This is a genomic window from Paraburkholderia edwinii (genome assembly GCF_019428685.1).
GTDB lineage: Bacteria > Pseudomonadota > Gammaproteobacteria > Burkholderiales > Burkholderiaceae > Paraburkholderia > Paraburkholderia edwinii.
Map to the genome: position 1 here is coordinate 750078 of NZ_CP080096.1, position 20805 is coordinate 770882.

The window sequence follows — 20805 nt, forward strand, 5'->3', positions numbered from 1 at the left end:
AGTGCGACCAGATGCAGTCGCTCTCGACTGCCGGAAGCGGTCATCCCCATTCGCCGCTAACCATGCTTGATGGAATGGTTGAAAACAGCCGCGCGGCGAATTTACGGCGCAACAACCGACACACTCGTCATTGCCTGCAACATAGCGGTCGGCGAAGACGCAGTGGTTTGCATAAGCAAAATCTTCTCTCCGCCGCCCTTGGGCGTCCAGATGAACGAAACGGTATGCGTTTTGCCATTCGGTCCAGTTTCTTGATCCACATCCGGCTGCCTTTCAGCCACCGTCCCAACAGGTGGGTTGCCGGCCATTTGGGCGAACAACGTTTGGGTCGTTTGGACATCTAGGCGCCTTGCGAAAACAAGGCAGATATTCTTTCCGGTGGGCAACGATAAAACAAAGTTTCCCATCTGTCCGTTGTGCGGGATCGGATAAGCGTGTCCTTCGAATCCATCTAGAAAGAGAGCAGCCTGGCTCGTGGGAAACTCTGGGAGCTTTTTCTCGATAAGCTTGCTGTGGAGTGCTTCGGTGTTGTGGACGCTTTTTTCACATAACGATGTGTAAAGGCTCGTGAAAAATTCTGCGTCGTCCGCCTGCGCAAAGGCAAGCGAAGCTCGCACGAAAACGACGCAGCAGATGGCAACTTTCAACGCGATTCGATTCACGAAGAACCTCAATAGTTAGTCGCAGTCACATAGCTTCTGCTCATATAGACGAAACGAAACGCCCGATGCCGCACACTTCGACAGTCGGGCAACATGGGGCCGCAGTCCACAGCTCCGCTAGTCGCCAAATCTCGTTGCTAACGATACCCGTACACGTCACAAACCAACCTTGTGCACACAGCACAAATACGTCGCCTCAATAGTTATCATCAGGGGCCTCATAAGGCTCATTGAACCATAAATGTAAAGGATCAAAAAACCAGTCGGTATTCTGCGCTGCAGTCATCTGGGTACTGTGGTTCGCATTAAAATTGGCGGCGCTTATCCAGATTACGTCGTTGAACGGCTCATCGAGCGGGTTGGCAGGGCGCTTGATGGACCTCATAAGGCGTGCTCGCTGACCGTAATTTGCGTCGATCGCCGTATGATGCTGAGCGAGGGTCAATACTAAAAAAGACCGGTTGTGGTTGGCGTTATGCTGATCATAGTAAGACGCATGCTCCACAGGCCCATTGCCGAAGGCTTTGGGGAGGATTTTGATTGGATATCCGGTTTCTTCCGCACATTCGCGTAAGGCTGCTTCAGTCTTACTCTCGCCTATGTTGATTGTCCCCCCCGGGAGATGCCAACCTTGACGCTGTAACCCAGCGCACGCGCCTCCCCGTCCGATCATTACGTTTTGGCTGCTGTCCAGAACAATCAGATAAGCTTTCATGCGAGGTCCATTTTTAGAATATTTCCAGGCTAACCCTACCTCTTCAAATTCGAAGCTAGCGAATGAACACGATAGGGAACAGAAATTTAAGAACTGAATCGGCCTCCAGTTTAGTAGATGATTTGAGCGTCTGCTTTTGGGCCGGTGACTGCCTCATGCGAAATCCATGCTCTGCCCGGAAGCGCGCAATGTGGAGATCGGCAGCGGCACGACCCAAAGCGGACTTTGGGCAATACCCGAAATCAGATGGCTAGAGGCCGGTCTCACATGCGGCATACGAACGTCTCGTCGATGTCTTAGGCCGGCAACTTCATGCTTGCCTCAATGAGCGCGAGCGTGACGGCTCGCAAATCAGGCACAAGGAATCTGCCTGGTGGAGTCCTATCTACTGTTCCGATGGCCTGTTTGCCATCGGGGGCGGTAAAAGTCACGGCGTGGATCACCGCGTTCCGAAGACGGCTGGCAGGCCGTCCAAAGTCGCGAACCCAATCTGCTTGGTCTGCACGATCATTATTTTTCGCGAGTTTTTCGAGGTCAGCAATGGCTTGCCCGAGAGTCAGTTCAAAGGGAGCCATTGAGGTTGAGCCATTGTGCTTGTTGATGGAGTCGCGAACGCCTGCATGCAGACGTGCTGCGGCCCACGCTACTCGTCCAAGGTCCACGAGTAGATCAGGATCAGAGGGCATCGAGTCGGCATAGCTGTCAGGTATTGAGGTCATATAGCGCATGGAACAGGATTCGCCGTCAGCCGTCGCCGACAGCGTTCATCTCAAGTCTTTCTTACATCCACGCCTTCTCTGTTGGCCGGCTAGTGGGATTTCGTGTGGGTACCAAAAAAGTTCGCAGCCACGCATCTATGAATGTCCGCTTCTTGCCGATTTCAGCGCTACTCGCGCGAGCCGCGGTCATATAGCCTCTGCGTATACAGACGGACCGAAGCATCCAATGCCGCAAGGTTTCGTAAATCCAGCCAACCTAGACGATCCGCGGGTACGTATGCTGACTGGATGCGACTCGCTGTTTGATGACGTCCGGCTTCACCGGAATCACTCGTTCAAAATTGACCAGATAAAGCGCACTCATTAAACTGAGATCCCTTTTGTGCCACACAAAAGGGGACCTCACATGGTTAGCCTTGCCACCCTCGGACTCTTCTCCGCAGCTTGTCTTGCGCTAACGATGACGCCCGGTCCGGACATGCTGCTCATAGCGTCACGGAGCATGACTCAGGGACGCTCTGCCGGCTTTGCATCGCTAGCCGGAATACTAGTGGGAACCTACTGTCATGCAATCGCGGCGGCATTTGGCCTGTCCCGATTGTTTCTCGCTGTTCCCATCGCCTACGATGTAGTGCGGTTTGCTGGCGCTACCTATCTGCTTTACCTGGCGTGGAAGACCTTTCGTACGGCCTCGCCTCCAACGACAACAGCGCCGGGCGAAACTCGTCTTGCTACTCAAAAGATCTTCAGACAGGGCCTGCTAACCAATCTGCTCAATCCAAAAATGGCGCTATTCGTCCTTGCGCTTTTTCCGCAGTTTGTACGCCCTCAAGATGGCGCCGTTGCCCTTCAGATCCTGACCCTCGCGACCGTGCTCAACTTTATCGGCTTGATTGTGAATGGGATCGTCATTCTTCTGGCCGGCCGACTTGGCGCGCGGTGGTCGAGTCAGCGCCGCCGGTCGCGAATTCCTCGATATCTGCTTGGATCGGTGTTCGCGGGATTGGCATGTCGGCTTGCCGTCGAGAGCCGAAAATGAAGTTGTTGAGGAGCGCAGATGGCTCGGCAAGCATCAACTAGTCGTAGCAGCAGGCATCGGTTGAAACCTCCACGCGCGAGCCGCTCGCTGACAACGCATCCCTCACCACCTCCACGGTAAGGCGGCGCAGCCATACCGCGCGGCTATCGGCCTGGTCAACACGCCGATAAAGCATGGTCACCGCGTCGGCCGGCAGCTCGAACGGCGGTTCCGAGATCGTCAGATCGTGCTGCTGCGCCATGCAGCGGGCCATGTATTCCGGGATGGTCGCGATCGCCGGGATCGCCTGCAACGTCATCGGCAGAGCGGAGAAATGCGGCACCGTCGCTACCACCTCGCGACGATGGCCGAGGCGCGCAAGCGCTGCGTCGACATGGGTTGCACTGGTACCCGCAATCGAGACGTTCACGTGCGGCGCGCCGATGAAATTCTTAAGGCTAAGCCGCGCGGGGCACTTCAGATGACGCCCATCATAAATGCAGAGCGATGTCTGTTCGAACAGCGGTGCACGCACATGCCACGATGACGGCTCGTCATGCACAGAGATGCTGAAATCGTAAGCACCTTCGTCAAGCAAGCGAGCGACATTCCGCCCGTCGAAGGCCACGCTGATCAGCTTTGCTTGCGGCGCCTCCTGACGCAGCCGCGCCAGCAACGGCCCGAAAAATGACGATTCAAGATTGTCGCATGTGGCGATGCGCAACTCGCCCTGCCAGCGCGCCGGATCGAAGGCGTCCGCCGGCCGAAGGGCACGCTCGATGCCGGCAAGAGCGTCCTCGATCGCAGGCGCGATAGACAGCGCCCGGGGCGTGGGTTGCAAAGTGCGACCGACGCGCACGAACAATTCGTCGCCCAGCGTCTCGCGGAGCCGCCGAAGTGCAGCGGAAAGACCCGGCTGCCCCAGAAACAGCCGCTCCGCCGCTCGGGTCACGTTGCGCTCCTGCATCAGCACGGAGAAAGCCAGCAGCAGATTGAGATCGACCTTTCGCAGTACCGCATCATTCATCATCAGCAGTAATACCTCATATGGTTACGATCGATTTGAAATATGGTTTGAGCATACCTAGCATCTCGTCCTGTAGCAACCAACCTCCCTAGAGACGGCAAAAAGGACGATCCCGATGACTTCTTTATTCGACCCCTACTATTTGGGTGGCCTTCACCTCAAGAACCGTGTCGTCATGCCACCGATGACCCGCACGCGCACAACCGAGGGGGAACTGCCGACTGATGGCGACCTCCCCAATGCGTTGATGGCCAAGTATTACGGCCAGCGGGCAAGCGCCGGTCTTATCATCACCGAGCCTGGCGACATCGACCAGTCCAGCCACGGCTACGCGCGCACACCGGGCCATCACTCGAAAGCCCAAATGCAGGGCTGGCGCCTCGTGACCGATGAGGTTCACCGTCATGGCGGCACGATTTTCATGCAACTCTGGCATGTTGGGAGGCTCGCCCATTCCTCGATCCTGCCAAATGGCCAGACCCCGGTCGGGGCGACCACGGAACGGGCAGAGACTTCGCAGGTGTTCGCCCACGGTCCGGACGGAAAGCTGCAGTTCATGACCCCCGACACGCCGAGGGCGCTCAGCACGGACGAGGTGGCGGCCATGGCCGGCACTTTCGCCAAAGCTGCTGCCAACGCACGAGCTGCTGGTGCAGACGGTGTCGAAATCCATGGAGCCAACGGCTATATTTTCGAGCAGTTCATGAACTCCGCGCTTAACACACGCACCGACCGCTACGGCGGCGACGTGGAAGGCCGTACGCGTTTCCTGATGGAAGTCGTCGATGCGGTCGTGGCGGAGCTCGGGCCGGGTCGCGTGGGTGTTCGCCTGTCTCCGTTCGGCAGTTACGGCGACATCCCGAAGGATCCACTTGTTGAAGAGACGTTCCTCTATGTCGTCGAGCAACTGGGGCGCCGCGGCGTGGCCTATGTCCATCTGGTCTACGAACTGCTGCCCACAGGAAACATGGAGACCGGGGAGTTCAACCCGCCGGAATATCTCGACCACGCTCTGCTAGCCAAGGCCCGGGCGGTATTCCCTGGCGCCTTCATCTGGTGCGGCGGCTTTACGAACCTGGCGCGCGCTCAAGCCGCGCTCGACTCTGGGCTCGTGGACCTGATCGCGTTCGGCAGGACATATATCGCCAACCCAGACCTCGTTGAGCGCCTCCGTCATGGCTGGCCATTGGCGGAACCGGATCGGTCAGGCTTCTATACGCGCAATGGCGAGGTTGGATACACCGACTACCCCTCCTATTCGGACGAGACTTCCGCAAACAGCGCGGCCTGACCGAATAATGGGTTGACGCACGTCCCTACCTGGTCAGCCCTTTAAACAAATTTAAGGCATGCGAATTGATATGAAATCTTCGATTGCGTTTAATTGTGATGGGCGGAAAGGGATTGCATGACAACTATCAAGAAGCGCGATGGCTCGAGTGTCTCCACGGACAATCTAAACCGATTTATTCAGAGCTTCTATGGACGAATTCTTTTTCCTCACACCTCTGCGTATCGCGCAGCACGGGTTGTCTGGAATAAAAGAGTTTCAAAGTCACCTGGCCTGATTGTGCAATGCCTTTCGACTCACGACATCGCCCAGGCAGTGGTGTTTGCACGTGAGAACGACGTTGTCCTGGCCGTGAAGGGCGGCGGACACAATGTGGCCGGACATGCGTTGTGCGACGGCGGACTCGTAATCGACCTGTCGTTGATGAAGCAAGTCGCGGCCCACGACAATACCCCCACAGTGACTGTTCAGGGCGGCGCGTTGCTTGAAGATCTTGATCGCGTAACACATCGCCTTAGACTTGCCGTGCCGACGGGCGTGGTGCCGAAGATTGGCGTTGCGGGTCTTACGCTGGGTGGCGGATACGGTTGGCTCTCGCGCAAGTATGGTCTTACGTGCGACAACCTTCTGTCGTGCGAGGTTGTGACGGCCGAAGGAACAACGTTGACTGTGCATCAGACCGAGCACGCGGATCTGTTTTGGGCATTGCGAGGCGGCGCGGGAAACTTCGGGATCGTGTCGTCGCTGACGTTCCGCGCTCATCCCGTTTCGAAAGTGTACGGCGGCATTATCGCGTATCCGCGCAGCGAGAGCAGGAAGGTGCTGCGCGCGTACCGCGACTTCATGTTTCTCGCGCCCGACGAACTGACCGTTTACGCTGCCCTCATGACGACGCGAGACGGCAAGCCCGCGGTCGCCCTGATGATGTGCTACTGCGGCCCAGAGTGCGACGCCGAGCGCGTGATAAAGCCTATGCGCGAATTCGGTACGCCTCTCTTTTCAGACGTGCGGTCGTTGCCGTTTCCAGACATGCAGAGGCTTACCAATACAACCAGTCCTGACGGGGCTAGCAATTACTTGAATTCGACGTTCGTCAGCGATTTGAGTGACGAAGTGATCGACCTCGTCATCGAACAAAGCAATGCAGTTGCGTCGCCGCTAAGCATGGTGCAGCTGCAGATAGTCGATGGCGCGGTGCGCAATATTGCTGTTGCAGATACGGCATATTCGCAGCGCGATGCGGGCTTCAACATCGCGGTCGAAGCCAAATGGATCGAGCAAGAAGATAGTGAGCGCCATATCGGTTGGGTCCGCAACTTCGCCGCCGCATTGCAGCCGTATTCCGCGCGCACCTCACTTGTGAACTTCCTCGGGGACGCTAGCCCCGCCGAGGTTCGCGCGGCGTTCGGCAACAACTACGAACGTCTCGCGCAGATAAAAGCCAAATACGATCCGACAAATTTATTCAGGCTCAATCCGAACATTGAACCGCGGCCATGAGGTGACAGCTCGACAAGATCACGCAGACGAGTTTGTAGCGCGGGTATCAGCGGACACCCAGAATGATGGTCTCGCGATCGTAACGATCTCGACGCGCGCCATCGGTCTCTTGAAATCGTCAGCAAGGTTCGCGACAGCATCAATGCACACAGCAAACTCCTGACGCTATTCACAAGACGGCCGGGTTTGCCTTTCAAAAAAGCGCTAAGCGCCCCTGCGATTTCTGAACGTAAGCGGTGCGGTGTCCGGCGACTATCGTGCTTTGCGAAGGGATCTTCGTAAACCGCGATTGGCTCTTCGGATGTGCCCGTTTTTTTTCGTTTTTTTCTTGCTCCAATAGTCGCATGGGTCTTCGCTCTCTCGTGCATGCGTTGTACGAGTGCGCCTTCGAGAAGGCTATCGGTTACTCAATTATAAATATTCTTTCGCCATCCTTACTTGTCATTTTGCATACGGGAGCTTGCAAACGCCGCCTGTCTGCAGAATGGACTGATGTCCCCTCGGTGTTCCAATCGTATCGGAGTGAAAATGAAAACGAAGTTAAAGCTCGTGAGTGCAGCGTCACTATTTGTGTCGTTGGGTTTGAGTATCGGAACCGCTTCGGCCCAAAGCTATACCGTAACCAGCCTGGTTTCGAATCCGGCAGGCGCCGCTCACTTCGCCGATGCACAACTGAGCGGGCCTATCGGTCTCGCACGTGCATCCGGTGACGAATGGTGGGTGTCGGATTCAATGTCGGGCGTCAGTACGCTCTACATCGGCGACGGCACGAAGCAGTCGCTGGTCGTCACCGTTCCGCCGGCCAATGCGGCACCGGGGAGTACGGCAATGGGAACCCCATCGGGGGTGATTTCGAACGAAAGCCCGGCCGACTTCCAGGTCGGCGGCACGCAGTCCCATTTCGTGTTCAGCACACTCGATGGTGCAATTGCCGCCTGGAGCCCCACCGTTGGTGTTGCATCCGGTGCGACACCGCCATCGACGCACGCTGAAATCGTCGCAACCGGTGCACCCGGATCGGTCTATACCGCGATCGCCACTGCGTTTGTCCAGGGAAAGCACTACCTATATGCAGCGAATTTTGGTCTTCAGCGTATCGACGTCTACGACTCCGCATTTCGGCCGGTCAGGTTTCCGCGCGCCGATGCGGGACCGTATCGTTTCAACAGCGACCGCGTATTCACAGACAATGAACCGTTCGTCGATGACCGTTTGCCCGCAGGCTTTTCGCCCTACAGCGTCCAGGCCATAGGCAACGACATCGTCGTCGCCTATGCCTTTCATCCCGACCGCAGAAGCACGACTCCGGTATCGGGACAGGGCCTTGGCTTTGTCGATGTATTTTCTGCGGAAGGTGTACTGATCGAGCGGCTCGAGCATGGCGATTTCATGAATGCGCCATACGGCATCGCGTTGGCGCCGCTCGACTTCGGGGGAGCCAGTCACGAGCTGCTCGTCGCGCAGACCGGTAACGATAACAGCGGATCCAGTGGAATGATCGCGGCGTTCGATATTGCGAGCGGGAAATTCCACGGCTTTCTGAAAGATACGACGGGCAAGCCGCTCGTGATCCCTGGTCTGCACGGCATCGCTCCAGGCAATTCGTCGCCTGAAAACTATGACGCGGCAGGCGCCCCGGCTGCGGAACTCTACTTCACGTCGTTTACCGGACAAGGAGCACAGTCCAGTTCGCTGTTCGGTTTCCTGACACCCGTCGCGGCCGACCTGACCAAGGGGAATGACCAGTAACCGGTGTAACGCCGCTATTGCGATATGCCTTCTTTGCGATAGCGGCGTTTTGGGTCGCAATCTGCTTTAATTGTCGGTCGCCTTATTGCATCACAGCAGCAATCTGCGGTGCGTTTTTTCTATTGCAGTCAGTCCTTCGCTTAGACAAACGTACCTTGGACGCGATTATTCCCTGTCCGCAATCCATCGCTCTTCCCGCTCGAGGCGACCCAGCGCAACTTCGAACATCTCTCGGGCCCGACCAGACACGTTGGCGAGATAGCTATGCAAGTAGGCGTCGGCGGGTGTGCGCGCCATGCATTCATTGCTATAGCGCTCGAATGCAGAGAGCTGCATGATGATGTCGGCCAGATGCCGGGGACATTCGCAGGCAATCGTCGTCGATGCGTTCGCCATGCCTGTCAGGACGTCGTCCCCATAACGTCGCGGCGCCGGTGGACTGTAATTCAGTGCATCGACCGACGGATCATCAATTCGCTTGCCTAATAGCTCCAGAATTGTGCGCGACGTGTCGGACCCACTAAGCGGTTCTCGCAGCGTGTGCACCCCAACCTGTTTGAGATGTTCGACAGTGTGCTCGGCGGCAAATGCGTAAATGACCGCGACCCTCGCGGCATGACAGGAAGCGCTCAAAGTCAGCACACGGCCAATGTCGTCAGGATGAAGCGACGGCAGATGCAACAGGAGCAGATCGGCGCGGCGCACAGGAGGATTGGCGAACGCCTGTGTCATGTTGTCGAACACCGTTGGGACGATCAGGGGAGCGTGCGGTGACGTTGAAAGACTCTTCTGAATCCTTTTTGCCATTGTCGTGCCGACGAACACAATCTGGACGTCGGCGCACGCTTCCGGTGTAGGCAAGGCAGCGACCCGGTCAATGTGCATGAACGCAAGTCGCTCGAGTTGCTGCGCATCGAGCTTCGCGATCGATCCGATTGCATGACCTCGATCGACGAGGTTTTTCAGAAGTGCGACACGATGAATATCCGCTTCGCTGTAAAACCGATGCCCCGATGCGGACCTTGCTGGCGACACCACCCCATAGCGGCGTTCCCACACGCGCAATGTGCCGACGGGCAAATTGGCTAGTTGCGCAACCGCCCCGATGCGGTAGCGCGGCACAGGCTCGGATACGCGAGACGTTTCCATTTGCGTTGCTGACAAGATGGGATTCCCGAATCCGAAGTGTAGGCAATGCTGTATCAGAAACGAAGCATCTGTTTGCGTCAGCTGATTCAGATTGAGCGCACGTCACATTTTTCTGAGGAATCCACCCGGGTCGAGTGGCCGCGCCCGCTGTCGGCGGCGCGGACCAACGTAGATTTTCACCGTTGCAGGTCCCTACGGTTGTCTCGCTTTTGACGCAGATTCGCTCTTTCCGTTCGGCCCTGTGAACTCTAGGCTAATCAAAAAAGTTGCCATGCCGAATCATTGTCGTTGAAGCCCTGCCGTGCCCGGCGGGACTAAGACCGTTTGCGACACACAGGGAGGCTGCGATGCGACGCGTTCTGAGTTTGCTTGGTATGGTTCTACTGAGTGTCCTTATCACCGCATGTGGCGGCGGCGACGATTCTCCACCGGCGCGCCTGCGCGTCCTGCACGCCTCTCCCGATGCGCCCAACGTGGACGTGTATGTCGATGGCACCAAGGTTCTGAACGACGTTCCCTACCCGACCGTCTCTTCATACCTGAACGTCGCTGCCGGCGCGCGCGAGATCAAGGTGAACGCTGCGGGTACTTCGACAACGGTTATCGACGTGAAGCCCAATCTGTCCAGTGGAGCGGCATACACCGCGATCGCGGCGAACTTCGTCGCCAATATTCAGGCGTTGCTAGCCACGGACGAAACGTCCGCCGCGCCCGCGGGACAGGCCAGGGTTCGCGTGATCCACGCAGCGCCTGACGCTGGACCTGTCGATATAGTGGTGAATGGCCAGGTCGTGCTGTCCAATGTGCCCTTCGGAACAATCAGCAGTTATCTGACGCTACCAGCCGGCACCTACAATGTTCAAGTGAATGCCGCGGGCACATCGACCACGGCGATCCAGGCAAGCCTCACAGTATCGAGCGGCACGAATTACTCTGCCGTTGCGATCGGGTCCGTGAAGACTTCGCCGACTAATCCTTTGACTATAAAAGTACTGACGGATGGTTAAATTCGATTTGGCGTCGGGTCTGTAAAAGTATTTACGCGATGTCTCGGGGAATATTCCGGAGAGTAGTGCCATGAAACCTCGAATGCTGAAGACCTTATTGCCGTGCATTGCTTCACTCTCGCTTTGCGCGCCGTGCGCGACGTTTGCGCAGGGCGGAAATGGAAACGGCGGAAGCGGTGGTGGCGGCGCTCATGGCGCCGCAACGTCAGGGATGACTTATCACAGTGAGCCCGTGTCTAGCCCGTGGGGCGCCGCGAGGTGGAGCGGACAAATGGAAGGGTACAGGGATGCATCCAAAGGCAGCGCATACAGTTCGTCCCCTGATGACAGTACGAAGCCGCCGGATGCGAAGTAATAACCTGGTCGACCGCGCATTCAAATGTGAATGCCACCCGCCAGACGGTCCGTCCCATCGTGTGTTGCAAGCCATCCAGTCCCTGCGGCAACGCTATGCCGACCCGGTTCACATCGACGAGCTTGCGTCGGTCGCGCAGCTTAGCCGTTCCGCGTTTCACCGCCAGTTCAAGGCATTGACTTCGCTGACGCCGGTTCAGTATCAGAAGCAGCTTCGTCTTCTTGAAGCCCGGCGGTTGATGTTGTCTCAGTCGCTAGGGGCCGAAGCGGCCGCATTTGCGGTCGGCTATGAGAGCGCGTCGCAATTCAGCCGCGAATATGCGCGCATGTTTGGTGCTCCGCCCAAGCGTGATACAAGCATCGCCAACAAAAAAAGGCCACGCGCAAGCGTGGCCTAAGACTTCCTGCTACACCACCACCCTATTAAAGCTTCACCGCGGTCGCCTCCGCCGTCAAATAACCGACCGACGCGGCATACCCATCCTTAAAGTTCGCGCGCACAAGCGGATCGAGCGTCGCCTGCACTTTGCTGTGAATCCCACCCCAGTCGCCGGCGTGCTGAAAATTGCTCATGATGTAGGTCCAGCCGTTGATCTCGTCGACGGCATGCAGTCCCGTCGATTCTGCACCGGCGGGTGTCGACAGCACACGTGACAGCACTTTTGTGTCGACGTTGTACGCCCACAGGAAGTTGTTCACGTGCTGACTGCTGTCCTCGCCGATGAACAGCGTGCGCAACTTTTCCGAGAACTTCAGATTGTCCGGGCTCGCAATCTTGTCGGCGTTCGCCGTGTTGCCAAGCGCATCTGCCGTCGCGAGGTCCTCGCCGACCAGTGCCGCCGGTGCGCTCATGTCGACCGGCACCCATTCGCTATCGATCGCCGAGCCGTCGGTTGCCTGCTGGCCGCCGCGCAAGTTCAGCGCATAGACGGCGCCCGCGCTGATCGCTTTGTCGAGCGCAATGTCGGTGGAATGGACATTGCCGCGTACCATCGACGTCACGATTTGCGACATCGCCGAATACAGCACCTTGTCCTGTGCATTGACGGTCGTTCCTTCGAGCTTCGTGAAGCACATGCTGGCGCCGGCGAGGGCGGCGTAGCGGTGTGTCTCGAGGAAGGTCGCGGCCTTCTCCATACCCGGCTTGATTTGCACCCAGTTGAACGAGTTGTTGAAGTGGATTTTCTGGTAGTTCGGGTACTGCGTCGTATCCGTATTGCTGACCGGAATCACGTCCATGATGTCGGCCGCCTTCAGCTGGTCTGCGAGCGCTTCAATCTCGGCGCTCGTCGCATGGCCGAGTTTGATCCACGACAGTGTCGCCGAGCCCGCGCCCGCCGATGACGTCTGATTCCACTTCGCAACGTACAGCGTACCGGCCGACAGATCCTTCGCGGTGTCCGCGATGAACATGAACAGGCCGCCGTTGGTTGCATCGTCACCCATCAGCACGGTGCGCTGGTCCGGCATCACCTGGATCAACTCGTGCGAGATGCGGCCGAGGCAGTAGTGCTTTTTGACGCTGCCCGTGCCGTCCGGATGCACGGTGATCTCCGGCAAATGCCCGTAGTGATACGGGTTTGCCTTCGATGGGTCGCCGTACAGATTCTGGCTGTATGCACGCAACTGCGCATCGGTGGCCGCTTTGGTCGCGTCCGGCTCGTATTCCTCGCTCGACAGATGCGTGTTCCACGGTGACAGGCTCGCGCCGCAGGTGATCCAGAGGCCGTGCGCCGGCGAGGTGTCGACGTTGGCATAGCTAACGAGCGACAGCTTGCCGGTGGCCGGATCCTGATCGAGTGTGAGCACCGCGATCGGCGACGGCAGCTGGCCGTACATATCCGCACCGCTCAGATCCATATCCGCGTATTCGAACTGCACGACCGCGAACACCGCTTTGCCCTTGACGCCGCGCACGGTCGGATTGTCGAGCTTGAGCAGCGATGTGCCATCGGGACAATTCGAGAAGAACTGACGTTCGCTGCCGGGCTTCGAGCCATCGATGATCGGCTGGTTGTTGATGTCGTAGTAGCCGCCCGCGACGATCGTGCCGCCGAGCGTATTCGCGACCGCGTCGCCGGTCGTGAAAAACGATTGATAGGCGAGCTTGTAGTTGATGCTGCTGCCGTCGGCATAACGCGCCGTCAGCGTCGAGCCGACGGTCGTCTGCGCCATCGCGGCGGGATTGTCCAGCGTCGGCGCCGGCATGCCGTTAAACGAGGCCGATGTGAAAGCGGCCTGCGTGACCGGTGCGGCCGCGGTTGCTGCCGGCGTATCGTCGCCTCCGCACGCGGCCAGCATTGACGAGGCGGCGAGCGCGCCGCCGAGCGGCAACATGGGCGCGCCGGCGATCAGTTTGAGTGCCTTTCGGCGCGACGAGTCGAAGTGCTGGTCCATATTCTGTTGGGGTCCCGGTTGAAGTAGTAGCGAGTACGCCGAAAGGACCGCACCAGTCCATAGCCGCGCTCGGGTAGGAAACGCGAGCAATGCTATGAAATGAATATGAAACTATCTTGACAGCTGTAAGTAATGTTTTGCCGGGTAGGGAGGAATCGTGCTCCTGTACGTCCCAAGAGCCCGGAGACGCGCACGCGTTCGTGTCGTGGCTCCGCGCGGACGTCGTTGTGCGTTGATGCGGCCGGCATATTACGTCATACGCTAGCCGCATCCCGAGGGGAGACGCCAAAGTGCTGCTTGAACGTACGGCTAAAATGCGAGGGCGATTCAAAACCGCATAGGTATGCCACTTCCTGTATTTGCAGCCGGTACCGACCGGATTGCTTCAGGAAGCCATGTGCCTTGGCAAGGCGTTTCTGGAGAACGTAACGCGTAACGGTCGTTCCTTCCATTCGAAACAGTTTGGCCAGGTAATTTGCCGAAATGTGAAGCTCAGTCGCAATCTGGTCGGTGCTCAAACCGGAATCGCCCAGACGTCTCGCAATCGTGGTTTTCGCGCGAAGAAGAATCAGGTCGGAGCGCCTGGACGCGGCAGAACCGGTCGTGTTTTGTAGCAACACTTCCATCATGTCCAGCATCTGCTCACCGAGCTTCTCCCGAAATTGCGGGCTCGGCGGCTCTCTGTTCAAATCAGCACGCGCAAGAGCGACCACTACAGATCACGCTCGCAGAGCTAGCATGCTTGTGAGAATGTAAGCGTTTGCGAAGGCTACTTACGTGAGGGAGGACCTGCATGGCTGTGGAAAGGCTGGTCCTGGCCATGCTTGAGGACATTCGGACGATTCGTCATGAAGTTCGGTAGGAAGGGTATGGTTGTAGAGTCACTCACCGGCCTAAGCTACCGCCACAAGTCCTTATTTCAGTCCCGACTTGCGATCAGGATGACATCGGCAAGGGGCGTCTCGACGCGACAGCATGCTCTCGTGAGTGCCGTCCAGTTCGACAAGCCTGTAAGGTCTGAGTCTTTCTGAAAGCTGCGGATGCGATGGCAGGCTCTGCGGCATCGCAGTGTCCTGGCGGTTGTTGATGTAGGACTTTCCGGCGGCAAGCGTTGCGATTGGCGCCGACAACACAATCGGTTGAGAAAGTGTTCCAGGCGATTGCGGATTGACCGTGGCATGGAGTCTTTCGGCTTCGGCGAAATGGACGTTGCCAACACGTCGGGCAATGAACCGTGTGCCCTTGCGAACACAATCGATCAGCCACATCTTTGAAGTGCGTTTCGTCTTGCCACGCGCCGTGAACGAGTACGAATGTTTTAGCCATTTTTACCTCGAATATCGTTACTTCGCTTATTCGGAGCGACGTAACGGTGTTGATAAGGAATCCAAGACGTTCTTGCTGACTATCCTGGTCGCGGCGGACGCATGAATCTATCGCGCTATGCGGCGCTGCAGATTGAACGCAAGCGTCTTGGTTCTTGCATAAATTCCGCAGCCACGGTCATGCGAATGGCGGTGCTGCGTAGCCGGCACGAACGTAGAACCTAACGTTAGAATGCGGCACGGCGGTCACGAAGAGTAGAGAAGGAATGAGCGAGCCCAGCAGCGTTGTCATCGCACAGCCGTCCTCTTATAGCGAGGAAGAAATCCGTGAGGCAGTACGTGCGGATGTCGTAAGCATGAATTTGCACTCACGTACGGATGCACCGCTTTCTCTGGCCATGAAGCACCGATTTGCCGCAGGCGTAAGGGCGCTGTCGGTGCGTGGCGCACAGCCGCTCGTTGGAGTCCGGGATCGTCAGCGGCTGGCTGGCGATGCGGATGAATTTGTCGGTGTGCTTTTTCAGCGCGAAGGCCGGACCGTGTACGAACGTGAAGGAAAGCTCACCGTCATGTGTGCCGGCGACATTGCCTTGTGGCACAGCCAGCGTAAGGCAAAGTTCACGATGCCGGAGCCTTATCGAAAACTCTGTGTGATGGTGCCGATCGACAAGTTTCAAGAGTTCTTGCCGAATGCGGCTGCATACGATGGCTTGCGCATTGCGGCGAACTCGGTCGCCGGTGCGATGCTTGGAAACTGGCTCTCGGCCTTCGCAGATCGGGTCGTCGACGAAGAATGCGAATCGCTTGCGAGCAGCATCGACTCGACGCTGGCAGTTCTTGCCGCAACGGTAACGTCGCATGCAAGAGAGCTTGATATCCCCACAGAAGATCGCCAGTTGCTTGGCATCATGCGATATATGGAAAGCCGGCTTGCCGATTCCACCGTGACTGGGGCTACGGTCGCGCAGCATTTTGGAATTTCACTGCGTCATCTGGAGAGGATTTTTGCAAGACAGCACGCCACTGTCGCCGGATGGCGTAGGCGACGCCGCCTGGAGCAGTGTCGGGCCGAACTTTCCAATCCTTCGTGTCGAAAAACGATTACCGAAATCGCGATGGATTGGGGGTTCAGTGATGCGGCTCACTTTAGCCGTTTGTTCAAAGCGACATACGGCATGTCGCCTCGCGATTTTTGTCGGTCCATTCGCTAGCGACGCGGCGCGGAATACGGGAGTCCTGGCACTTGGCGCGATGAAGTGAATCAGGTAAGCATGTGTGCCGCAATAATATTTTTATCGGAATAGAGCCCTCCCGTTGGCCGTTCTGAAGACTGTGCGAAGCATGCGGTTCGAAGGTGCTTGCCGCTTAAAGCGGGGATGGCTTTAGCTCGTGTCTCCAAAGTCAAGGCTACCTCAACTTGAATGTGATTCTAAAGAGAGTCGGAGCTCATGAACTCAGTGTTGTCCAAGTTACCGATGCGCCTGCACCACAATGCCTTCACGACAGCAGATCATGAAAAGAATCGGCAATTCTATGAAGACATACTAGGTTTTCCGCTTATTGCAATGTATATCGAGCAAACCACGTTTGACGGAGAAGCCGTTGAAGTGGGACATGCGCTATACGGACTCGGGGACGGCAGCGCGCTTGCTTTTTTTCAAATCCATGGCGCTGTCCCTGACGAAAGTTGGATGGCGACGCCGCAGCCGATCTACGTGCACATCGCATTACTAGTCGATGAGGCCACCCAGGCGGAGCTTGCGGATAGACTGAAGCTTGCCGGTAAGGACTGTGTCGTCCGTGATCACGGATACTGTCACTCCCTTTATGTACGCGATCCGAACGGTCTATTGCTGGAGTTTACGGTTGATCACCCGGACGCCGCTACGATGACTGAAGAAATGACCCAATCTGCACATGCGGATATGCAACGCTGGGTTCAGGGAAATCGCGCGCCGAATAATCGTTGGCGCCCACAACCAACAGCCGCGCGATGACCATAGCTGAAGTCCGGAAACTCTCAGTTGACGGTGCATATGGGAAGCTGGACATCTCAACGTCCCGTCGGATGGGGGTTACGTCCTGGCGAGATAACCGAAGACCGCCGCGCGCAGGCGTTCTTCGAGACTTTGCAAGTCGGTTTCACCGCGCTCGCCTGCGGAATCGACCATCCCGCGAATAATGGCGATGACGTCTGCCGCGGCGACATCGAGACGTTCATGTTTCGGTGCAGCCCGTCGCAGCACTTCGTGAAACAAGCCCTCAAGCTCGTCTTTCTCTACTTCGCCGCGTAACGTCGGCCGCGCTTCCTCAAGATCGAGCAGACGCGCAAGCATCGGACGCTGCAATTGCCGACGCACCGCGGCGGCAAGCAAATATTCCAGCGCTGCCCTGCCACTGCGCCTCGTCAGCGCGATAGCTGCGTCGTCATAGAACCGCTTGTTCTCGCGATTGATGAGCGCGACTGTTAGCGCGTCCTTGCCCGGAAAATACTGATACAGCGATCCGATGCTCACGCCCGCACGACGTGCGACGGCGTTCGTGTTGAAGCCCGCAAAACCTTCCTTTTCGAGAATTTGCGCCGCTGCTTCGATGATCGATGCAACGGTTTCCTCGGCGCGCCCCTGAAGCGGCACTCTGCGCGGGCGAGTGGGCTTGTGCTTCGGATGGCCTCTCAAGCTTGCCTCGCCGAGGATTCGCTGGTCATCGGCGCCCATCCACGATCCAGCCAGTTGAACGGACGAATGGCACTTAGTCCTCGAACGTCGTGCGATATTCGGGCGCTGCATCGGCGCGCGTGTTCAGCTCGAACATCACGCCACCGGGTGCGCGGCAGAAGAAGCGTGAGCCGCGTCCGTTGTTGAAAATGCCTGTTTCCATGTCGACACCTTCCGCGACGAATTGCTCATAAAGGGCGTTGAGGTCTTCCGGCGTCGGCAATTCGAAGCCTGCGTGAAACGCGCGCGGATAGGCGGGCACATGATCGGTCACGCAGTCGATCACCACATCGAAGCCGGGTCGCTTCAGAATGGCCGAGCCTTCCCATGTGCTGGACACCGTGAACCCGAGATGGCGTTCAAAGAATTCGACGGTCGCTGGAACGTCGGCGGAAGGAAAGCTCAGGTGGTTGAGCCTCATACTTTTGATTGCTTCAGTCATCGACAATATCTCCGTCATGTCGGCCGAAGAGGGATGCACGGCCGGATGACGGAAATATATAAGCAAAAGCTCACATCCCAAACTCGCATTAGCGAAGTGCGAGACCAGCCGCGCAGCGTGGGCCTTAGCGCCTTGCCAGGTTGTGCTCCAAACCATACCTGCTCACATTCACGTCCTCCTGCGATTGCCGAAAAGTATAGGCGGCCTACTGATCACAGGATTGCCGGCGATTCCCACTGAGATGCCGAATGACGCTTCATGGCCGAAGCCCACCGACAAACGCAGCTAAACGACCCACCCCAGTCGTTTATCTTCCCACGTCTTAGATCGGCAATTCCGTCGATTGCTTGACCTTCTGCAACGGTATATCGGTTTTCACCGTCTGCACACCAATAGCACGGACGAGATGTGTGCTCTGGAATTTCCGGTAGGCGTCGATGTCTTCGGCAACGACACGGAGCAACGCGTCGCATTCGCCGGCCATGATGTAACACTCAAGGACCTGCGGCAGTTGTCGCACCGCCTCTGCAAAACGCTCCACCGTTTCCGCATCTTGCGATACCAGCGATATGCGCGCGAACACCGTCAGCCCCAGACCAATTGCGCCGGCGTTGACCAATGCCACGTAGCCTTCAATAACCCGCGATTCCTCCATGCGCCGTACCCGTCTCAGACAGGGCGAGGGCGATAGGCCGACTGTCTCGGCGAGTTGAAGGTTCTGTAGCTTGCCATCGCGCTGGAGCGCGCGAAGGATACGAATATCAAGCGTGTCGAGTTTGATAGGCATGGGATTGCGCGAAAAAGGCTAAATGAGATATCCAGCGCTCAATGTAATAGGAGCTGAAGCAATTACGCAATCGCGTGCGCACCGGGTGGGGCTAGACTTTTTCTTCATCTGAACCCCTCCAACGGCTGCCCACATGACGTCGATTTCGACCCTTAACCCACTGAGCGCAATTGAACGGCGCGGCGCGGATCTTTTTGTGGAGGTCCTGCAGAACGAAGGCGTGCGGCATATCTTCGGCAATCCGGGGACAACCGAGCTGCCGTTGCTTGACGCACTGGCCGACAGCGCCGGCATCGACTATGTTCTCGGCCTGCACGAGGCCTCCGTCGTTGCGATGGCGGACGGTTATGCGCAGGCCTCCGGCCGGCCGGGATTTGTCAATCTCCACACGGCTGGCGGCCTCGGCAACGCGATGGGCGCGATCCTCAACGCGAAGATGGCGAACACGCCACTCGTCGTCACCGCCGGACAGCAGGACACACGACACGGTGTGACCGATCCGCTGCTCCACGGCGATCTCGTCGGCATCGCGCGCCCGAACGTGAAGTGGGCGGAGGAGATTCACCATCCCGAGCATATCCCGATGCTGTTGCGCCGCGCCCTGCAGGACTGCCGCACGGGTCCGGCCGGCCCGGTGTTCCTGTCGTTACCGATCGACACGATGGAGCGTCGCACGACCATGGATGTCGGCGAGGCGTCCCGAATCGAACGCGCCTCGGTGGCTAGCGCGCTTGACCAACTGGCTGCCGAGCTTGCGCAGGTGACGCCCGGCCGCCTTGCGCTCGTGGTTGGTGAAGAGGTCTTCTCGGCGGATGCCAGCGGCGAGGCCGTGACACTCGCCGAGGTGCTCGGCGCGCCGGTCTTCGGCGCATCCTGGCCAGGCCGCATTCCCTTCCCGACCGCCCATCCGCAGTGGCGAGGAAGCTTGCCGCCGAAGGCCTCCGACATGCGAGAGAGGCTCGCTCCTTTCGATGCGGTTCTGCTGCTCGGTGGCCATTCGCTGATCAGCTACCCCTATTCCGAAGGACCCGCCGTCCCGGCGCATTGCCGGCTTTTCCAACTCACGGGCGACGGCCATCAGCTTGGCCGGGTCCATGGAACGGCGCTAGGTCTCGTCGGCGATCTACGACTGTCGCTCAGCGCGCTACTGCCGATGTTCGAGCGGAAACTTCTGCCGCAGACAACAGAGGCGATCGCGAGGCTGCGCGAGGCAGCGGCCCGCGAGCGCGATGCACGCCGGGCTGAGGTAGTAGATCGCTCGGCCCGCGAGTTCGACGCGCAGACAACGACCCCCTTCGTCGCGGCATTCGAGGCGATCCGGGCAATCGGACCGGACCTTCCAATCGTCGACGAAGCTCCTGTGTCGATCGCGCATGTCCGTGCCTGTCTCGATTCGGCCTCGGCCCGACAATACGTTTTCACCCGCAGCGCGATTCTCGGCTGGGGCATGCCGGCGGCAGTGGGCACGTCGCTGGGGCTGGATCGCAGCCCCGTGGTCTGCCTGGTTGGCGACGGCTCATCGATGTACTCGCCGCAGGCACTCTGGACGGCGGCGCACGAACGCGTGCCCGTTACTTTCATCGTTTTCAACAATCGCGAATACAACATCCTGAAGAACAACGTCCGCGCTCGGACGCAGTACCGCGGCACCGGAACGAACAGGTTTATCGGCATGGACCTTACCGACCCCGCGATCGATTTTGTGAGACTCGCTGCGTCGCTCGGTGTGCGGGCGCGGCGTATCGAGCGGGCCGGCGACATCGCCGCCGCGGTGGAGGATGGCATCCGTTCGGGGCTGCCAAACCTCATTGAAGTGCCGATATCGCGTTGATCCCGGCGTGCGCCAAGCGCTGTCCTTAAAGAGACAGACGCATCACCGAAACCGTGTATTGCCTTGATCGTGCATGGAATGGCTCTTCGTGCACGACCTCGAAGCCAAAGCTCGA

At 58.1% G+C, this 20805-nt stretch carries 20 protein-coding genes; 9 read left to right on the plus strand and 11 right to left on the minus strand.

Going from position 1 to position 20805, the window contains the following annotated elements:
- Positions 1 to 101: 101 nt before the first annotated feature.
- The 3 genes from KZJ38_RS25075 to KZJ38_RS25085 form a co-directional block, all read right to left on the minus strand.
- Positions 102 to 662: an NMCC_0638 family (lipo)protein gene (locus tag KZJ38_RS25075; RefSeq protein ID WP_219802447.1), complete on the minus strand. Its 561-nt coding sequence runs from the start codon at positions 660 to 662 to the stop codon at positions 102 to 104.
- A 196-nt stretch (positions 663 to 858) separates the two neighbouring features.
- On the minus strand, positions 859 to 1377 hold the full coding sequence (locus tag KZJ38_RS25080; protein WP_219802449.1) for an NUDIX hydrolase: 519 nt from the start codon (positions 1375 to 1377) through the stop codon (positions 859 to 861).
- A 296-nt stretch (positions 1378 to 1673) separates the two neighbouring features.
- Positions 1674 to 2105, minus strand: coding sequence for a hypothetical protein (locus KZJ38_RS25085; RefSeq protein WP_219802451.1), 432 nt, complete (start codon positions 2103 to 2105; stop codon positions 1674 to 1676).
- Positions 2106 to 2502: 397 nt separating this feature from the next.
- On the opposite strand from KZJ38_RS25085, the gene KZJ38_RS25090 reads away from it, so the two are divergent.
- Positions 2503 to 3135 carry a LysE family translocator gene (locus KZJ38_RS25090; protein WP_219802453.1) on the plus strand — a complete coding sequence of 211 codons (633 nt, stop codon included), beginning with the start codon at positions 2503 to 2505 and terminating at the stop codon, positions 3133 to 3135.
- A 37-nt stretch (positions 3136 to 3172) separates the two neighbouring features.
- Here the strand turns inward: KZJ38_RS25090 and KZJ38_RS25095 are convergent, their stop codons facing one another.
- Complete coding sequence (locus KZJ38_RS25095) at positions 3173 to 4144, minus strand: LysR family transcriptional regulator (RefSeq protein ID WP_219802454.1); 972 nt, start codon at positions 4142 to 4144, stop codon at positions 3173 to 3175.
- Between the two features lie 112 nt (positions 4145 to 4256).
- On the opposite strand from KZJ38_RS25095, the gene KZJ38_RS25100 reads away from it, so the two are divergent.
- The 3 genes from KZJ38_RS25100 (at position 4257) to KZJ38_RS25110 (ending at position 8681) form a co-directional block, all read left to right on the plus strand.
- Positions 4257 to 5432, plus strand: a complete 1176-nt coding sequence (locus KZJ38_RS25100; protein WP_219802456.1) for an alkene reductase — start codon at positions 4257 to 4259, stop codon at positions 5430 to 5432.
- A 117-nt stretch (positions 5433 to 5549) separates the two neighbouring features.
- On the plus strand, positions 5550 to 6932 hold the full coding sequence (locus KZJ38_RS25105; protein ID WP_219803611.1) for an FAD-binding oxidoreductase: 1383 nt from the start codon (positions 5550 to 5552) through the stop codon (positions 6930 to 6932).
- Positions 6933 to 7460: 528 nt separating this feature from the next.
- Complete coding sequence (locus KZJ38_RS25110; RefSeq protein WP_246642151.1) at positions 7461 to 8681, plus strand: TIGR03118 family protein; 1221 nt, start codon at positions 7461 to 7463, stop codon at positions 8679 to 8681.
- 165 nt (positions 8682 to 8846) lie between these two features.
- On the opposite strand, the gene KZJ38_RS25115 is transcribed toward KZJ38_RS25110, so the two are convergent.
- A complete protein-coding gene (locus tag KZJ38_RS25115) occupies positions 8847 to 9830 on the minus strand; it encodes a MerR family transcriptional regulator (RefSeq protein WP_219802459.1) in 984 nt (327 codons plus the stop codon).
- Positions 9831 to 10177: 347 nt separating this feature from the next.
- On the opposite strand from KZJ38_RS25115, the gene KZJ38_RS25120 reads away from it, so the two are divergent.
- Both KZJ38_RS25120 and KZJ38_RS25125 read left to right on the plus strand, forming a co-directional pair.
- Complete coding sequence (locus KZJ38_RS25120) at positions 10178 to 10837, plus strand: DUF4397 domain-containing protein (RefSeq protein WP_219802460.1); 660 nt, start codon at positions 10178 to 10180, stop codon at positions 10835 to 10837.
- A gap of 344 nt (positions 10838 to 11181) precedes the next feature.
- On the plus strand, positions 11182 to 11589 hold the full coding sequence (locus KZJ38_RS25125; RefSeq protein ID WP_343223877.1) for a helix-turn-helix domain-containing protein: 408 nt from the start codon (positions 11182 to 11184) through the stop codon (positions 11587 to 11589).
- A 25-nt stretch (positions 11590 to 11614) separates the two neighbouring features.
- Here KZJ38_RS25125 and KZJ38_RS25130 read toward each other — a convergent pair whose 3' ends face one another.
- From KZJ38_RS25130 to KZJ38_RS25140, 3 genes are all read right to left on the minus strand, one after another.
- Positions 11615 to 13588 carry a PhoX family protein gene (locus tag KZJ38_RS25130; protein WP_219802463.1) on the minus strand — a complete coding sequence of 658 codons (1974 nt, stop codon included), beginning with the start codon at positions 13586 to 13588 and terminating at the stop codon, positions 11615 to 11617.
- Positions 13589 to 13842: 254 nt separating this feature from the next.
- Entirely contained in the window at positions 13843 to 14301 is a 459-nt protein-coding gene (locus KZJ38_RS25135; protein WP_219802464.1) for a helix-turn-helix transcriptional regulator, read from the minus strand.
- 201 nt (positions 14302 to 14502) lie between these two features.
- Positions 14503 to 14856, minus strand: coding sequence for a hypothetical protein (locus KZJ38_RS25140; protein WP_219802466.1), 354 nt, complete (start codon positions 14854 to 14856; stop codon positions 14503 to 14505).
- Between the two features lie 323 nt (positions 14857 to 15179).
- On the opposite strand from KZJ38_RS25140, the gene KZJ38_RS25145 reads away from it, so the two are divergent.
- Together KZJ38_RS25145 and KZJ38_RS25150 are read left to right on the plus strand one after the other, a co-directional pair.
- The gene (locus tag KZJ38_RS25145) at positions 15180 to 16124 is read left to right on the plus strand and encodes a helix-turn-helix domain-containing protein (protein WP_219802467.1); all 945 of its coding nucleotides are present in this window, start codon (positions 15180 to 15182) and stop codon (positions 16122 to 16124) included.
- A 237-nt stretch (positions 16125 to 16361) separates the two neighbouring features.
- Positions 16362 to 16910 carry a VOC family protein gene (locus KZJ38_RS25150; RefSeq protein WP_219802469.1) on the plus strand — a complete coding sequence of 183 codons (549 nt, stop codon included), beginning with the start codon at positions 16362 to 16364 and terminating at the stop codon, positions 16908 to 16910.
- Positions 16911 to 16988: 78 nt separating this feature from the next.
- Here KZJ38_RS25150 and KZJ38_RS25155 read toward each other — a convergent pair whose 3' ends face one another.
- From KZJ38_RS25155 to KZJ38_RS25165, 3 genes are all read right to left on the minus strand, one after another.
- The gene (locus KZJ38_RS25155; RefSeq protein ID WP_219802471.1) at positions 16989 to 17630 is read right to left on the minus strand and encodes a TetR/AcrR family transcriptional regulator; all 642 of its coding nucleotides are present in this window, start codon (positions 17628 to 17630) and stop codon (positions 16989 to 16991) included.
- A gap of 34 nt (positions 17631 to 17664) precedes the next feature.
- Positions 17665 to 18072, minus strand: a complete 408-nt coding sequence (locus tag KZJ38_RS25160) for a VOC family protein (protein WP_219802472.1) — start codon at positions 18070 to 18072, stop codon at positions 17665 to 17667.
- Positions 18073 to 18394: 322 nt separating this feature from the next.
- Positions 18395 to 18853 carry an Lrp/AsnC family transcriptional regulator gene (locus tag KZJ38_RS25165; RefSeq protein ID WP_219803612.1) on the minus strand — a complete coding sequence of 153 codons (459 nt, stop codon included), beginning with the start codon at positions 18851 to 18853 and terminating at the stop codon, positions 18395 to 18397.
- Positions 18854 to 18992: 139 nt separating this feature from the next.
- On the opposite strand from KZJ38_RS25165, the gene KZJ38_RS25170 reads away from it, so the two are divergent.
- Positions 18993 to 20690, plus strand: coding sequence for a thiamine pyrophosphate-binding protein (locus tag KZJ38_RS25170; RefSeq protein ID WP_219802474.1), 1698 nt, complete (start codon positions 18993 to 18995; stop codon positions 20688 to 20690).
- The last annotated feature ends 115 nt before the right edge of the window (positions 20691 to 20805 follow it).

Bases quoted from the DNA above. Each gene is read 5' to 3' on its own strand.
- KZJ38_RS25120 (WP_219802460.1), top strand. From the start codon at position 10,178: ATGCGACGCGTTCTGAGTTTGCTTGGTATGGTTCTACTGAGTGTCCTT.
- KZJ38_RS25080 (WP_219802449.1), bottom strand. From the start codon at position 1,377: ATGAAAGCTTATCTGATTGTTCTGGACAGCAGCCAAAACGTAATGATC.
- KZJ38_RS25125 (WP_343223877.1), top strand. From the start codon at position 11,182: ATGCGAAGTAATAACCTGGTCGACCGCGCATTCAAATGTGAATGCCAC.
- KZJ38_RS25100 (WP_219802456.1), top strand. From the start codon at position 4,257: ATGACTTCTTTATTCGACCCCTACTATTTGGGTGGCCTTCACCTCAAG.
- KZJ38_RS25085 (WP_219802451.1), bottom strand. From the start codon at position 2,105: ATGCGCTATATGACCTCAATACCTGACAGCTATGCCGACTCGATGCCC.
- KZJ38_RS25150 (WP_219802469.1), top strand. From the start codon at position 16,362: ATGAACTCAGTGTTGTCCAAGTTACCGATGCGCCTGCACCACAATGCC.
- KZJ38_RS25170 (WP_219802474.1), top strand. From the start codon at position 18,993: ATGACGTCGATTTCGACCCTTAACCCACTGAGCGCAATTGAACGGCGC.
- KZJ38_RS25155 (WP_219802471.1), bottom strand. From the start codon at position 17,630: ATGGGCGCCGATGACCAGCGAATCCTCGGCGAGGCAAGCTTGAGAGGC.
- KZJ38_RS25095 (WP_219802454.1), bottom strand. From the start codon at position 4,144: ATGATGAATGATGCGGTACTGCGAAAGGTCGATCTCAATCTGCTGCTG.
- KZJ38_RS25140 (WP_219802466.1), bottom strand. From the start codon at position 14,856: ATGTGGCTGATCGATTGTGTTCGCAAGGGCACACGGTTCATTGCCCGA.
- KZJ38_RS25090 (WP_219802453.1), top strand. From the start codon at position 2,503: ATGGTTAGCCTTGCCACCCTCGGACTCTTCTCCGCAGCTTGTCTTGCG.
- KZJ38_RS25115 (WP_219802459.1), bottom strand. From the start codon at position 9,830: ATGGAAACGTCTCGCGTATCCGAGCCTGTGCCGCGCTACCGCATCGGG.
- KZJ38_RS25110 (WP_246642151.1), top strand. From the start codon at position 7,461: ATGAAAACGAAGTTAAAGCTCGTGAGTGCAGCGTCACTATTTGTGTCG.
- KZJ38_RS25160 (WP_219802472.1), bottom strand. From the start codon at position 18,072: ATGACTGAAGCAATCAAAAGTATGAGGCTCAACCACCTGAGCTTTCCT.
- KZJ38_RS25145 (WP_219802467.1), top strand. From the start codon at position 15,180: ATGAGCGAGCCCAGCAGCGTTGTCATCGCACAGCCGTCCTCTTATAGC.
- KZJ38_RS25105 (WP_219803611.1), top strand. From the start codon at position 5,550: ATGACAACTATCAAGAAGCGCGATGGCTCGAGTGTCTCCACGGACAAT.
- KZJ38_RS25130 (WP_219802463.1), bottom strand. From the start codon at position 13,588: ATGGACCAGCACTTCGACTCGTCGCGCCGAAAGGCACTCAAACTGATC.